Annotated in this window: 9 protein-coding genes, 2 tRNA genes, 3 rRNA genes, 1 other RNA gene and 1 pseudogene; 14 read left to right on the forward strand and 2 right to left on the reverse strand. The window is 51.3% G+C overall.

Annotation, left to right across the window (positions count from 1 at the left end):
• Window positions 1–193 precede the first annotated feature (193 nt).
• Window positions 194–1,480 (reverse strand): glycoside hydrolase family 18 protein, encoded by a 1,287-nt coding sequence (locus IC804_RS09875; protein ID WP_081157582.1) that lies wholly within the window; start codon window positions 1,478–1,480, stop codon window positions 194–196.
• Window positions 1,481–1,565: 85 nt separating this feature from the next.
• Here IC804_RS09875 and tadA point away from each other — a divergent pair, with 85 nt between their 5' ends.
• Together tadA and ffs are read left to right on the forward strand one after the other, a co-directional pair.
• Window positions 1,566–2,048, forward strand: coding sequence for a tRNA adenosine(34) deaminase TadA (gene tadA, locus IC804_RS09880; RefSeq protein ID WP_029761871.1), 483 nt, complete (start codon window positions 1,566–1,568; stop codon window positions 2,046–2,048).
• Window positions 2,049–2,101: 53 nt separating this feature from the next.
• An RNA gene (ffs, locus tag IC804_RS09885) (signal recognition particle sRNA large type) lies at window positions 2,102–2,366 on the forward strand.
• Between the two features lie 172 nt (window positions 2,367–2,538).
• Here ffs and IC804_RS09890 read toward each other — a convergent pair.
• Window positions 2,539–3,873: pseudogene (locus IC804_RS09890) on the reverse strand (IS1182 family transposase); the annotation flags it as partial.
• 167 nt (window positions 3,874–4,040) lie between these two features.
• Between IC804_RS09890 and dnaX the strand changes: the two are divergent.
• The 12 genes from dnaX (at window position 4,041) to IC804_RS09950 (ending at window position 15,049) form a co-directional block, all read left to right on the forward strand.
• Window positions 4,041–5,720, forward strand: a complete 1,680-nt coding sequence (gene dnaX / locus IC804_RS09895) for a DNA polymerase III subunit gamma/tau (protein ID WP_081157639.1) — start codon at window positions 4,041–4,043, stop codon at window positions 5,718–5,720.
• A 22-nt stretch (window positions 5,721–5,742) separates the two neighbouring features.
• Window positions 5,743–6,069, forward strand: coding sequence for a YbaB/EbfC family nucleoid-associated protein (locus IC804_RS09900; protein ID WP_008882094.1), 327 nt, complete (start codon window positions 5,743–5,745; stop codon window positions 6,067–6,069).
• Between the two features lie 9 nt (window positions 6,070–6,078).
• Window positions 6,079–6,675: a recombination mediator RecR gene (recR, locus tag IC804_RS09905; RefSeq protein ID WP_008882095.1), complete on the forward strand. Its 597-nt coding sequence runs from the start codon at window positions 6,079–6,081 to the stop codon at window positions 6,673–6,675.
• Between the two features lie 23 nt (window positions 6,676–6,698).
• Window positions 6,699–6,923, forward strand: coding sequence for a YaaL family protein (locus IC804_RS09910; RefSeq protein WP_008882096.1), 225 nt, complete (start codon window positions 6,699–6,701; stop codon window positions 6,921–6,923).
• A 78-nt stretch (window positions 6,924–7,001) separates the two neighbouring features.
• Window positions 7,002–7,265, forward strand: a complete 264-nt coding sequence (locus IC804_RS09915) for a pro-sigmaK processing inhibitor BofA family protein (protein WP_008882097.1) — start codon at window positions 7,002–7,004, stop codon at window positions 7,263–7,265.
• A 409-nt stretch (window positions 7,266–7,674) separates the two neighbouring features.
• A 16S ribosomal RNA gene (locus tag IC804_RS09920) occupies window positions 7,675–9,231 on the forward strand.
• Window positions 9,232–9,455: 224 nt separating this feature from the next.
• Window positions 9,456–9,529, forward strand: a tRNA-Ile gene (locus tag IC804_RS09925).
• 11 nt (window positions 9,530–9,540) lie between these two features.
• Window positions 9,541–9,616: transfer RNA gene (locus tag IC804_RS09930), tRNA-Ala, on the forward strand.
• Between the two features lie 187 nt (window positions 9,617–9,803).
• Window positions 9,804–12,732, forward strand: a 23S ribosomal RNA gene (locus tag IC804_RS09935).
• A gap of 188 nt (window positions 12,733–12,920) precedes the next feature.
• Window positions 12,921–13,037, forward strand: a 5S ribosomal RNA gene (gene rrf, locus IC804_RS09940).
• The 16S, 23S and 5S rRNA genes sit together here with 2 tRNA genes alongside, the layout of an rRNA operon.
• A 166-nt stretch (window positions 13,038–13,203) precedes the next feature.
• Window positions 13,204–13,410 (forward strand): sigma factor G inhibitor Gin, encoded by a 207-nt coding sequence (locus tag IC804_RS09945; protein WP_008881670.1) that lies wholly within the window; start codon window positions 13,204–13,206, stop codon window positions 13,408–13,410.
• Window positions 13,411–13,612: 202 nt separating this feature from the next.
• Window positions 13,613–15,049 (forward strand): aminotransferase class I/II-fold pyridoxal phosphate-dependent enzyme, encoded by a 1,437-nt coding sequence (locus IC804_RS09950; RefSeq protein WP_029761809.1) that lies wholly within the window; start codon window positions 13,613–13,615, stop codon window positions 15,047–15,049.
• The last annotated feature ends 23 nt before the right edge of the window (window positions 15,050–15,072 follow it).

The raw sequence follows: 15,072 nt of genomic DNA on the forward strand, positions 1-15,072 counted from the left end.
ATGACGTTGGCAACGAGGATAAAGGGATGGCGGATGCCAATTTCTTGTTCTCAGCCACGGCGATAACGAACAATACTGACGCGCATAAGAGGAGATTGCTAGCCGAAACGGCTGACCAAGGGTGCCGTTTCCAGCCATAAAAAAACCCGCCGATCGAAGGCGGGTTTTTTTATTGTTTTTGGCCTTGGTGTTTTTATTTTTTCACCACCGTGAATTGATCGTTGATCAGCAGCCAATTTTGCGGGAAGTCAAGGCCAAGCTTCCAGTAACTTACTCCACGCAAACCAAGTTCCTTAACTAAATTAAATTTCGCTTGGATGGAACGGGCATCTTCAAACCATACTTCATGTTCACGGCCATTCTCATCGCGGTAGCGGAAATGCGGCGCCTGCGCCTCGACATCGTATTCGATAGCAACGTTATACTTTGCGGCGAGAGCGATGGCTTGTTGCGGGCTAATGGCTCGTGCGTACGGGCCACCCGGTACATACGGCAACGTCCAGTCATAGCCATACAAGTTTTGTCCCATTAAAATTTTTCCTGCCGGCATTTCCGAAAGGGCGTACTCGAGAACGCGTCGAACCGGTCCGATCGGAGAAACAGGCATCGGCGGTCCACCGCTGTAGCCCCATTCGTACGTCATAATGACGACAAAATCGACAATTTGACCGTGGGCGCGGTAGTCGTGCGCCTCGTACCAACGCCCGCGCTGAGTTGCACTCGTTTTCGGCGCCAAAGCGGTCGATATCAACCATCCTTCTCGTTCAAATCGGCGTTTCGCCTTGCGTAAAAAGGCGTTGTATGCCTCGCGGTCTTCCGGGCGCAAATATTCAAAATCGAAATGAATGTCGCGGAAACCGTATTGCCTCGCGGTCGCGACAATGTTGTCAAGCAAGCGGTTTTGCAGCGTTTCATTGGTTAAAATGAGCGCACCGAGCTCATCGCTGAACTGTCCGTTTTCAATGTTGGCGACAACCATGACAAGCGTGACGCGGTTGGCGCGGGCGATGGCAGGAAAATCATCAAGCGGCGGTCCTTGCAGTGTCGCGTCGCGCCGGATGGAAAAATAAAAGGGGCTTAAATAGGTCAAATACGGAGCGGCCTCACGGGCGCTTGCTTCCAGTGCCGGGCTGACGGTCGTTCCACGCGGTTCGATATATGCGTTAAACTCTGCCCTCCGCTTAGCGCCGGGCGGGATGTAAAGCCGCTGGCCGACCCGCAGGGGGGCGTTTAAGGAGAGGTGGTTCACCTCTGCGAGACGTTGCATCGGAAGTGAAAATCGGCGTGCAATCGACCATAAACTGTCGCCGCGTTGCACCCAATAAAAACGGCCGACGATCGGGATCACGAGCGTCTGGCCGACAACAAGTTCATCAGGATTTGGAAGTTTGTTGGCCCGGACAATTTCCTCAACGGTCGTTCCGTATGCCTCAGCGATCCCGCTCAACGTTTGTCCGCTCTGTATGACATGGATTTGCATACTTGACCTCCTAGTTGCGTCTTTATTCTCCATATTTTATGATGGAAAGAGAAGAGAAATGACCGTTTGCACGAAGGGGTATATGATGAACAACGATGAGTATTACATGAGGTTAGCGATTGAAGAAGCAAAGAAAGCCGAGCAAATCGGTGAAGTGCCGATTGGTGCCGTCATCGTTCAAGACGGACGCGTCATCGCCCGCGCCCATAATTTGCGGGAAACGGAGCAGCGTGCCATTGCCCATGCGGAAATTTTAGCGATTGATGAAGCGTGCCAGGCAACTGGTTCATGGCGGCTCGAACGAGCGACGTTGTATGTGACGCTTGAACCATGCGCCATGTGCGCGGGGGCCATCGTCCTTTCTCGCATTGAGCGGGTTGTGTTTGGTGCCAGTGACCCAAAAGGGGGATGCGCCGGGACGTTGATGAATTTGTTGCAAGAGAGCCGTTTTAACCATCAAGCCGACGTCACTAGCGGAGTGTTGGCTAGCGAGTGTGGATCGTTGCTAAGCGATTTTTTTCGCCGATTGCGTGAACGAAAGAAAAATGTTGGTGGAAGTTCCAACTAAAAATCCGCCTATTTACATTGCATTTTTTCCACAAACGAGATATACTGATAGTGCCGTGCTAAGCGGGGAGGTAGCGGTGCCCTGTACTCGCAATCCGCTCTAGCGAGGCTGAATCCCTTCTCGAGGTTAGTCTGTTGTGAGGTCTGTCTCAAGCAAGTGGTGTTGACGTCTGGGTCCCGCGCAATGGGATTCCGTGAACCCTGTCAGGTCCGGAAGGAAGCAGCAGTAAGCGGATGCTCCCATGTGCCGCGGGGGTGCCTGGGCTGAGCTAACTACTTGAGCAACGCTCGGGGCAGCTAATCGACAGAAGGTGCACGGCCTTACATAGGTGAAACAAAACCCACTCGTAATGAGTGGGTTTCAGACTGTTGACAAAATGGGTTTCAGACGAATGTCTGAAACCCATTTTGTTCCATAAATAGACTATGTTTTCAAAAAAAGTGGGTAGGATGGGAAGCCATGCAAAGGAAAAGAAAGGGCGGTGCTTCGCCTTCCATAGGTAATTCGCCAGTTTTTTTAAATTCATGGCAGCACAAACAAGCATCGCCTGCGCCTCATTTTTTTCCAATCCCCGGTAATGCGTCCAGCGCAGACCATGCTTCTCTTTCATATCGGCGAAATCCCGTTCAATCGTCTCTTTTCGGAGGGCATAGAGTTCCCGGTATTCCGGAACATACCGCAAATGCTCTGCTTCTTCATAGTAGTCCTGCCATACGTGGCGAGTGACTACTTTGGTGTAGCTCTTGCTTTGCGTGCACTGATGAAGATACGGACAGCTTCGGCACACCGCCGGGTCCGATTTGTATTCCCGGTACCCTTCCCGATTCGTAGTAGAGTAAGATAGAACTTGATCATTGGGGCATAGATAACAATCAAAATATTCGTCATACACAAAATCTGATTTCCGAAAGAATCCATCTTTTGTTTTCGGGCGAGTGTACGGCCAAATCGGCTTTACCCCTTGTTCGAGTAAATACTTGGCAATGGCAGGAGTTTTATATCCTGCGTCTACACACACGGCTTCCGGACATGATTGGATTTCCCGTTTCACTCGTTCGAACAGCACAAAAAACGCTTGACTGTCATGGACGTTGGCTGCCGTCACGTAGGTCTGTAGAATCCATCCGTTGCGATCACAAGCTGTATGATACGAATAGGCAAACACTCGCTCCCGTTCATTTTTCACCAACAGTCCGCTCTCCGGATCCGTTTTGCTTACTTTTACTTCCCGTTTTTTTTTCTCAGATGGCAACGGCGATTTTCCATGAGCGATCCGATCCCGTTCGATTTCTTTTTCGAGTTCCTGTTGGTAGGCTTTGGCTTCGACTTCTGCCATTTCCGTTGTAAACTTCTTTTTATTGGCGCTTGCTTTGACATGAGTGGAGTCTACGTACAAGACACTCGAATCTACCAATCCGTGTTCAAAGGCTTCTTTTAAAATCCGTGAAAAAATTTGATGGAATACATCCGTTCCAGCGAAACGACGCGCATAGTTTTTACTTGGCGTCGAGTGATGAGGAACGGGATCATGAAGACTAAGTCCTAAAAACCAACGATAGGCGACGTTGGTTCGGATTTGTTCGACGGTTTCACGCATGGAGCGAATCCCAAATACATACTGAATCAAATACATTTTAAACAACATCACTGGATCAATGCTCGGACGTCCATGATCAGGAGAGTAGAGATCTTTCACCACATCATAGATAAAAGAAAAATCAATGGCCGCATCCAGCTTTCTTACCAAGTGATCCTCTGGAACCAGATCATCCAGTTTCACCGTGGTTTCGGTATAGCGCCCATCTTCTTGGTGTGGCCGAAGCATCGTTCCTTTCCTCCATTTCTCCCTCGTCTTACCTTCATAATAAAACAGCTTGTCGACTTTGTCGACAAGCTGAAACCCACTCGTAATGAGTGGGTTTTTTATTATTTTAAATTGAAACGAGAAGTTATATAATAAATAGGATGAGAGGAAGAGGAGGGCCGTTTCCCGTGGCATACCAAGCGTTATACCGTGTTTTCCGGCCGCAGCGTTTTGCCGACATGGTCGGCCAAGAACACGTAACGAAAACATTGCAAAGCGCCCTGCTTCAACATAAAATATCGCATGCTTACTTATTTTCCGGTCCACGTGGGACGGGAAAAACGAGTGCGGCGAAAATTTTCGCCAAGGCGGTCAATTGTGAACATGCTCCGGCGGCCGAGCCGTGCAATGAATGTCCCGTTTGTCTCGGCATTACGAACGGAACGGTTCCCGATGTGTTGGAAATTGACGCCGCTTCCAACAACCGTGTCGATGAAATTCGCGACATCCGCGAGAAAGTAAAGTTTGCACCGACTTCGGTCCGCTATAAAGTGTACATTATTGATGAAGTACACATGCTATCGATCGGCGCGTTTAACGCACTGCTGAAAACGTTAGAAGAGCCGCCGAAACACGTCATTTTCATTTTGGCCACGACCGAGCCGCATAAAATTCCGGCAACAATTATTTCCCGTTGTCAACGGTTCGACTTTCGCCGCATTCCGCTATCGGCCATCGTTTCCCGGCTGAAATACGTAGCGAATGCCCAAGGTGTGGAAGCATCTGATGAGGCGCTGTCAGCCATTGCCCGTGCCGCCGATGGGGGGATGCGCGATGCGCTCAGTTTACTTGATCAAGCGATTTCGTTTAGCAATGGGAAGCTTGAGGTCGACGATGTGCTGTCGATGACGGGGGCGGCGTCATTTGCTGCATTAGCCGACTTCATTGGAGCTATCTACCGCAAAGATACAGCTGCGGTTCTTCAGCAGTTCGAAACAATGATGGCTCAGGGGAAAGACCCCAATCGTTTGGTGGAAGATTTAATTTTATATTGTCGCGACTTGCTGCTCTACAAAACCGCCCCTCATGTGGAAGGAGCCATTCAAATTGCAGTCGTCGATGAGGCGTTTATCTCGCTTTCGGAAACGATTCCTCTTTCTGATTTATACGGAGCGATTGAGCTGTTGAACAAAAGTCAGCAAGAGATGAAATGGACGAACCACCCACGTCTCCTTTTGGAAGTAGCGCTCGTTAGGCTTTGCCATCAGCCGGCTGCCGCGCCGTCGTTATCCGCTTCCGAGCTGGAGCCGTTAGTGAAGCGGATTGAGACGTTAGAAGCCGAACTGCGCCGTCTGAAGGAACAACCGTCCGCTTCCCCATCGGCCGCCGCTCCGGCGAAAAAAACGACGAAAGTGGCGAAAACCGGGGGATATAAAGCGCCAGTTGGCCGCATTCATGAACTGTTGAAGCAAGCGACGCACGAAGATTTAGCCTTAATTAAAGGCCGCTGGGCGGACGTACTTGATACGTTGAAACGGCAGCATAAAGTGTCGCACGCCGCCTTGCTTCAAGAGAGCGAGCCGGTTGCAGCAAGCGCCTCGGCATTTGTGTTAAAGTTTAAGTATGAAATCCACTGCAAAATGGCGACGGATCCGGCGAGCTCAGTGAAAGAAAATGTTGAGGCGATTTTGTTCGAAATGACGAATCGGCGATTTGAAATGGTCGCCATTCCGGAAGAAGAATGGGGAAAAATAAGGGAAGATTTTATCCGTAACAAAGAGGCTAAAGCAGAAAAAAGTGAGGACGAACCGTTGATTGCCGAGGCGAAACGGCTGTTTGGTGAAGAACTGATCGAAATTAAAGAATAAACGATTGAAGGAGGATTCCAAAATGATGCGTGGCGGAATGGGAAATATGCAAAAAATGTTAAAGCAAATGCAGAAAATGCAAAAAGAAATGCAAAAGGCACAAGAAGAGTTAGCGGAAAAAACAGTAGAAGGGACGGCTGGGGGAGGTATGGTGACAGTCGTCGCCAATGGCCATAAACAAATTTTGGAGGTCAAAATTAAGGAAGAAGTGGTAGACCCTGATGATATTGAAATGTTACAAGATTTAATTTTAGCGGCAACAAACGATGCACTAAAAAAAGTGGATGAACTAGCTAACGACATGATGGGGCAGTTTACCAAAGGGTTAAACATTCCAGGACTGTTCTAGGGGGAAACCATGCATTATCCAGAGCCAATATCGAAGTTAATTGACAGTTTTATGAAACTGCCCGGGATTGGTCCAAAAACGGCCGCCCGTCTTGCGTTCCATGTGCTGGCAATGAAAGAAGATACCGTGCTCGAGTTTGCCAAAGCGCTGGTCGATGTGAAGCGTCATATTCATTATTGTACGATTTGCGGACATATTACAGATACAGACCCTTGTTACATCTGCAAAGATGAACGGCGCGATCGGACGATGATTTGCGTCGTCCAAGACCCAAAAGATGTCATCGCTATGGAGAAGATGAAGGAATATAACGGTCTATATCATGTGTTGCATGGAGCCATCTCCCCGATGGAAGGGATCGGACCGGAAGACATTAAAATTGCGGAACTGCTAGCGAGATTGCAGGACGAAACGATCCAAGAAGTGATTTTAGCGACCGACCCAAACATTGAAGGGGAGGCGACGGCCATGTATTTATCGCGTCTGTTAAAACCAACAGGGATCAAAATTACCCGCATCGCCCATGGGTTGCCAGTTGGTGGTGATTTGGAATATGCGGACGAAGTGACGTTATCAAAAGCGTTGGAAGGACGCCGCGAGCTGTAGAGAGAAAGAAGGTGGGGATCGGTTTGTTATGGCGGCGGAAGGGGAAACTAAAGAGACAATTTGATGAAAAGCTAATCGCTGAGCTACAAAAAGCAAGAACCGAGTGGTTCGAACAAAAACAACTTATCGAAAAAAGTGTTGACCCATCGCTGGAGGTGCTAAGCGCGCTGCAACTTGCGGAGGCAAAATATTTTTTTCTCCTCCGGGAAGCGAAGCATCGCCGCGTCACATTGAAGGAAGTGCGTTAACTTCCTTATTTTTTTGTTCTTTTTTCCCCCGTGTTTCATACGTTTGTAGTACAAGCGTACAAAAAGGGGGTTCAACCATTGGAACCAAAAGTTGTCATTAGCGTACTACTAGCGCTCATTACCGTGCTCCTTATCGTCGGTGCTCGTTTTAAGGCGCTTCGCTTTTTCGGCTATGCCGCCATCCGTCTGATCGTAGGCGCACTAGCGCTGTTTGTCATCAATGCCATTGGCGGACATTTTAGCATTCATATTCCGATTAACTTTATCACCTCACTCGTTTGTGGATTTCTTGGCATCCCAGGGGCTGCGGCATTAATTGTAATCGACCAATATATTTTGTAAGGATCCGTTTAGCTAAAATAGAATTGAGAAGGCATCGTCTAGCCAAAATGCCTTTTCATTTTTTTTGTTAAAAACTATTGACTTTTACATAGATATCAAGTATATTAATAAACGTCGCTGATAAAAATAAAAAACATATTGACAGCGAAATGAATGGTGAGTATAATAATAAAAGTGTGCAACACCAATTCTAAAGTTCCTTGAAAACTAAACAAAACACAAGCGTCATAAGAAAAGCTGAGGTCGCTTGCTTATCGGCGAAACGCGCTGAGAGGCCCGCGAGGAGGCTGTTGCCGCCGCAGCGGGACACGAAGCGTCGCGAGCCGATAGCGGCCGAAGCTAGACAATCCGAAAAGCTGAGGCTCACAGTACTTTGGTGCTGGAGCTGAAGTGCAAGCCAATCAACTTTCTTTTGGAGAGTTTGATCCTGGCTCAGGACGAACGCTGGCGGCGTGCCTAATACATGCAAGTCGAGCGGACCGAACGAGAGCTTGCTCTTGTTTGGTCAGCGGCGGACGGGTGAGTAACACGTGGGCAACCTGCCCGCAAGACCGGGATAACTCCGGGAAACCGGAGCTAATACCGGATAACACCAAAGACCGCATGGTCTTTGGTTGAAAGGCGGCTTCGGCTGTCACTTGCGGATGGGCCCGCGGCGCATTAGCTAGTTGGTGAGGTAACGGCTCACCAAGGCGACGATGCGTAGCCGGCCTGAGAGGGTGACCGGCCACACTGGGACTGAGACACGGCCCAGACTCCTACGGGAGGCAGCAGTAGGGAATCTTCCGCAATGGACGAAAGTCTGACGGAGCGACGCCGCGTGAGCGAAGAAGGCCTTCGGGTCGTAAAGCTCTGTTGTGAGGGACGAAGGAGCGCCGTTTGAATAAGGCGGCGCGGTGACGGTACCTCACGAGAAAGCCCCGGCTAACTACGTGCCAGCAGCCGCGGTAATACGTAGGGGGCGAGCGTTGTCCGGAATTATTGGGCGTAAAGCGCGCGCAGGCGGTCCTTTAAGTCTGATGTGAAAGCCCACGGCTCAACCGTGGAGGGTCATTGGAAACTGGGGGACTTGAGTGCAGGAGAGGAGAGCGGAATTCCACGTGTAGCGGTGAAATGCGTAGAGATGTGGAGGAACACCAGTGGCGAAGGCGGCTCTCTGGCCTGCAACTGACGCTGAGGCGCGAAAGCGTGGGGAGCAAACAGGATTAGATACCCTGGTAGTCCACGCCGTAAACGATGAGTGCTAAGTGTTAGAGGGGTCACACCCTTTAGTGCTGCAGCTAACGCGATAAGCACTCCGCCTGGGGAGTACGGCCGCAAGGCTGAAACTCAAAGGAATTGACGGGGGCCCGCACAAGCGGTGGAGCATGTGGTTTAATTCGAAGCAACGCGAAGAACCTTACCAGGTCTTGACATCCCCTGACAACCCAAGAGATTGGGCGTTCCCCCTTCGGGGGGACAGGGTGACAGGTGGTGCATGGTTGTCGTCAGCTCGTGTCGTGAGATGTTGGGTTAAGTCCCGCAACGAGCGCAACCCTTGCCTCTAGTTGCCAGCATTCAGTTGGGCACTCTAGAGGGACTGCCGGCTAAAAGTCGGAGGAAGGTGGGGATGACGTCAAATCATCATGCCCCTTATGACCTGGGCTACACACGTGCTACAATGGGCGGTACAAAGGGCTGCGAACCCGCGAGGGGGAGCGAATCCCAAAAAGCCGCTCTCAGTTCGGATTGCAGGCTGCAACTCGCCTGCATGAAGCCGGAATCGCTAGTAATCGCGGATCAGCATGCCGCGGTGAATACGTTCCCGGGCCTTGTACACACCGCCCGTCACACCACGAGAGCTTGCAACACCCGAAGTCGGTGAGGTAACCCTTACGGGAGCCAGCCGCCGAAGGTGGGGCAAGTGATTGGGGTGAAGTCGTAACAAGGTAGCCGTACCGGAAGGTGCGGCTGGATCACCTCCTTTCTAAGGATTTATTGACAAAACCTTTCGGTTTGATTATAATGGCGCTTGGTGTTTTGTTTAGTTTTGAGGGAATTTGTTATTCTCTTGGTGTTTTGCGCCTGCGTCTGCGAGTGATTCAGAGGAGCTGGATTCCTCGGCGCAAGGCCGCAAAGAAGTTGACTCAAGGTAGTAGCCTTGTTTAGTTTTGAGGGAACTTGTTGTTCCTTGAATAATATAGAGGTTATGGGCCTATAGCTCAGCTGGTTAGAGCGCACGCCTGATAAGCGTGAGGTCGGTGGTTCAAGTCCACTTAGGCCCATCCTGGATTATGGGGCCTTAGCTCAGCTGGGAGAGCGCCTGCTTTGCACGCAGGAGGTCATCGGTTCGATCCCGATAGGCTCCACCATTTTTGATGAATAGAAATCGTTCCTTGAAAACTAGATAACCGGAAAAGCTGAGGTGCCGCGGTCAGCTCTCGAAGCCAAATGTTCTTCACCCGCAGGAGTGCTTGCACCCCAATGGGGAAGGTTATTTGGCGGAAGAGAGCTAGGCGCCGAAGCTAGACAATAAGGAAGAAGCCGAAACGCGCTGTAGGTTAAGCTAGAAAGGGCGCACGGTGGATGCCTTGGCACTAGGAGCCGATGAAGGACGGGGCAAACGCCGAAACGCTTCGGGGAGCTGTAAGCAAGCGTTGATCCGGAGATGTCCGAATGGGGAAACCCCCTGCCCGTAATGGGGCAGGATCCATGCCTGAATCCATAGGGCATGGAGGGCACACCCGGGGAACTGAAACATCTTAGTACCCGGAGGAGAAGAAAGCAAATGCGATTCCCTGAGTAGCGGCGAGCGAAACGGGAACAGCCCAAACCAAGAGGCGTGCCTCTTGGGGTTGTAGGACCGCTCAGATGGGAGTGAGAAAGGAACGGGGTAGACGAACCGGTCTGGAACGGCCGGCCAGAGAAGGTGACAGCCCTGTAGTCGAAACTTCGTTCCCTCCCGAGCGGCTCCTGAGTACGGCGGGACACGGGAAATCCCGTCGGAAGCAGGGAGGACCATCTCCCAAGGCTAAATACTCCCTAGTGACCGATAGTGAACCAGTACCGTGAGGGAAAGGTGAAAAGCACCCCGGAAGGGGAGTGAAAGAGAACCTGAAACCGTGTGCCTACAAGTAGTCAGAGCCCGTTCATGGGTGATGGCGTGCCTTTTGTAGAATGAACCGGCGAGTGACGATGGCGTGCGAGGTTAAGCCGAAGAGGCGGAGCCGCAGCGAAAGCGAGTCTGAATAGGGCGTTTGAGTACGTCGTCGTCGACCCGAAACCAGGTGATCTACCCATGTCCAGGGTGAAGGCCGGGTAACACCGGCTGGAGGCCCGAACCCACGTACGTTGAAAAGTGCGGGGATGAGGTGTGGGTAGGGGTGAAATGCCAATCGAACTTGGAGATAGCTGGTTCTCCCCGAAATAGCTTTAGGGCTAGCCTCAAGGTGAGAGTCTTGGAGGTAGAGCACTGATTGGGCTAGGGGCCCTCATCGGGTTACCGAACCCAGTCAAACTCCGAATGCCAATGACTTATCCTTGGGAGTCAGACTACGAGTGATAAGATCCGTGGTCAAGAGGGAAACAGCCCAGATCGCCAGCTAAGGCCCCCAAGTGCACGTTCAGTGGAAAAGGATGTGGAGTTGCGAAGACAACCAGGATGTTGGCTTAGAAGCAGCCACCATTTAAAGAGTGCGTAATAGCTCACTGGTCGAGTGACTCTGCGCCGAAAATGTACCGGGGCTAAACGTGCCGCCGAAGCTGCGGGATGACCGTTGGTCATCGGTAGGGGAGCGTTCTAAGGGCATCGAAGCCAGACCGGAAGGACTGGTGGAGCGCTTAGAAGTGAGAATGCCGGTATGAGTAGCGAAAACAGAGGTGAGAATCCTCTGCGCCGAAAGCCTAAGGGTTCCTGAGGAAGGTTCGTCCGCTCAGGGTTAGTCGGGACCTAAGCCGAGGCCGAAAGGCGTAGGTGATGGACAACAGGTTGAGATTCCTGTACCACCTCCTTCCCGTTTGAGCGATGGGGGGACGCAGGAGGATAGGGTGAGCAGGCGGCTGGAAGAGCCTGTCCAAGCAGTAAGGCTGGCCAGTAGGCAAATCCGCTGGCCGTAAAGGCTGAGCTGTGATGGCGACGGATTTGATCCGGAAGTCCCTGATTCCACACTGCCAAGAAAAGCCTCTAGCGAGGGAAGAGGTGCCCGTACCGCAAACCGACACAGGTAGGCGAGGAGAGAATCCTAAGGCGCGCGGGAGAACTCTCGTTAAGGAACTCGGCAAAATGACCCCGTAACTTCGGGAGAAGGGGTGCTCTTTGGGGTGATGAGCCCCGAAGAGCCGCAGTGAAAAGGCCCAAGCGACTGTTTATCAAAAACACAGGTCTCTGCGAAGCCGAAAGGCGAAGTATAGGGGCTGACACCTGCCCGGTGCTGGAAGGTTAAGGGGAGCGCTTAGCGCAAGCGAAGGTGCGAACCGAAGCCCCAGTAAACGGCGGCCGTAACTATAACGGTCCTAAGGTAGCGAAATTCCTTGTCGGGTAAGTTCCGACCCGCACGAAAGGTGTAACGACTTGGGCACTGTCTCAACGAGAGACCCGGTGAAATTATACTACCTGTGAAGATGCAGGTTACCCGCGACAGGACGGAAAGACCCCGTGGAGCTTTACTGCAGCCTGATATGGAATTTTGGTATCGCTTGTACAGGATAGGTGGGAGCCAGGGAAGCCGGAGCGCCAGCTTCGGTGGAGGCGTCGGTGGGATACCACCCTGGCGGTATTGAAATTCTAACCCGCACCCCTTATCGGGGTGGGAGACAGTGTCAGGTGGGCAGTTTGACTGGGGCGGTCGCCTCCCAAAAGGTAACGGAGGCGCCCAAAGGTTCCCTCAGAATGGTTGGAAATCATTCGGAGAGTGCAAAGGCACAAGGGAGCTTGACTGCGAGACGGACAGGTCGAGCAGGGACGAAAGTCGGGCTTAGTGATCCGGTGGTTCCGCATGGAAGGGCCATCGCTCAACGGATAAAAGCTACCCCGGGGATAACAGGCTGATCTCCCCCAAGAGTCCACATCGACGGGGAGGTTTGGCACCTCGATGTCGGCTCATCGCATCCTGGGGCTGTAGTCGGTCCCAAGGGTTGGGCTGTTCGCCCATTAAAGCGGTACGCGAGCTGGGTTCAGAACGTCGTGAGACAGTTCGGTCCCTATCCGTCGTGGGCGTAGGAAATTTGAGAGGAGCTGTCCTTAGTACGAGAGGACCGGGATGGACGCACCGCTGGTGTACCAGTTGTCCCGCCAGGGGCACCGCTGGGTAGCTATGTGCGGAAGGGATAAGCGCTGAAAGCATCTAAGCGTGAAGCCCCCCTCAAGATGAGATTTCCCATCGCGTTAGGCGAGTAAGATCCCTCGAAGATGACGAGGTTGATAGGTCCGAGGTGGAAGCGTGGCGACACGTGGAGCTGACGGATACTAATCGATCGAGGGCTTAACCTAGAAAAGCGGAGGCCGCCCGCCTATCGGCGAGACGCGCTGGAGGGCCTGCGAGGAGGCTGTCGCCGCCACAGCAGGACCGAAGCGTCGCGAGCCGATGGCGGCCGGAGCTAGACAGTACGACAAGCGGAGGCTTCTTCCCACCAAACGGTTATCTAGTTTTGAGGGAATGATCCCACAACTTCATATTGCCTAGTGGTGATAGCGGAGAGGAAACACCCGTTCCCATCCCGAACACGGAAGTTAAGCTCTCCAGCGCCGATGGTAGTTGGGGCCAGCGCCCCTGCAAGAGTAGGTCGCTGCTAGGCTACGAGAAAGCAGCTAATCATGTTTCATGCACGATTAGCTGCTTTTATTTTTTGCCATTTTTTCAAGTTTCTGCTTGGCAAGTGCCCTGAGACACGTTCAATCTTTCCATCTACTAGTATAGAATGTTATCAATACGGGAAACATAGAGGATGGGAGGTGGAGAACGTGAGGGTATCGGTGATCGACAAAAATAAACGCGAAAAAGTGTGCATTGTTTGTGAACAAGAAAAAGCGGAAGGTATTTTTCTTTTTGGCCATTTTCTTTGCGTAGATTGCCATCAGGCGATCGTACAAACGAATACAGATGATCCGAATTATGCATTTTATGTGCAGCAGTTACGGAAAATGATGACATCCAAAATTTATTCGTAAAGGCCTGGATCAGGCCTGTTTTTATTTGGCCTGCCTTGTGCCGAAACGGTCGTAGGTGCCTTGTACGCGTTTCTTTTCGAGACGGTTCGTGTTAATATTATTTTGTTGTTTCCCGTTACATATCTAATGGTTTCCCGTTTTTATTCAGATATCTGTCGTGTTTCTTATGTATGCAAAAGAGCAACAAGGAAAGAGGATTACAATGAATCAAGCGAAAACCCCGTTATATGACGCGTTAACGCGCCATTGGGCACGCCGTCCAGTTTCGTTCCATGTGCCGGGCCATAAATATGGGGCCATATTTCCGAAACGGGCGGAGGATGTATTTTCGTCATTATTGGCGTTGGATGTGACGGAGATTTCGGGACTTGACGATTTGCACCATCCGGAATCAGTCATTGCTGAGGCACAAGCATTGGCAGCTGAACTTTATGGTGCTGAGGAAACGTTTTTCCTTGTAAACGGATCGACGTCCGGAAATTTGGCAATGATTGCTGCCGTATGTGATGAAAAGAAGCGAAAAGTCATTGTACAGCGAAACTGCCATAAATCTGTGATGCATGCACTGCAGTTAATGGGAGCAACCCCTGTTCTTCTTTCCCCTGAGTTTGACAGTGATATGCGTGTTGCTTCGCACGTTTGCATGGAGACTGTCAAAGAGGCGCTTGCCCTTCATCGAGACGCTGCCGCCCTCGTATTGACGAATCCGAATTATTATGGCATGTCAATTGATTTAACGGAAATCGTCCGTCTAGCTCACGACCATGGGATCCCCGTGTTAGTCGATGAAGCGCATGGTGCCCATTTTGTTGTTGGTCCTCCGTTTCCGAAGTCAGCGCTTGCCTGCGGTGCCGATATGGTCGTGCAGTCGGCTCATAAAACGCTGCCGGCAATGACGATGGGGGCATTTTTACATGTGAACAGTGGGCGTATCGATGTAGAGCGGTTGAAATATTTTTTGCAGCTGTTTCAATCGAGCAGCCCGTCGTACCCGATTATGGCGTCGCTTGATTTAGCTCGCAGCTATGTTGCTAAGCTTATGGAAGATGGTGTGGAGGCGATTGTGGAGAAAATTGAAGAGTTCAAGACGGCGTTGAATGATATTGCTGGGGTGACGGTTGTTTCTTCCCGACATCCTGATGTGCAAATCGATCCGCTAAAAGTGACGGTGCAAACGCGCAGTTCGCTGACAGGGTATGAACTACAGCATCGGCTTGAACGCGAAGGGGTGTTTGCGGAACTGGCCGATCCGTTGAACGTTCTACTCGTTTGTCCACTTGCTGCGAACGGACAGCTTATAGAGACAGTGGACAAAATGAAACGGGCGTGGTGCGGGTTGCCGACTGGTCAGGTACCGCTGTTTGGCTCTTTCCCGTTGTTACGCTCGCCGTTGTCAGTATTAGTTCCGTATGATGAGCTGCGTGATGTACGGAAAAAAGTGGTCGCTTTAGAGGAGGCAGAAGGGTATGTGGCGGCGGAAACGGTTATTCCATATCCACCTGGGGTGCCGCTTATGTGGATTGGGGAACGGATCGACCGCAGCCATATTGAACAAATTCGCCAATTCCTCCACCATCAGGCGCATATCCAAGGCGGAAGCCGGCTCAGGGATGGGTTGCTTGTCGTATACGAACTTTGATGATGGAAAGGATGCTACGGGCA

Origin of the sequence: Geobacillus sp. 47C-IIb (genome assembly GCF_014679705.1) — a bacterium.
Taxonomy (GTDB): Bacteria; Bacillota; Bacilli; order Bacillales; family Anoxybacillaceae; genus Geobacillus; species Geobacillus thermodenitrificans.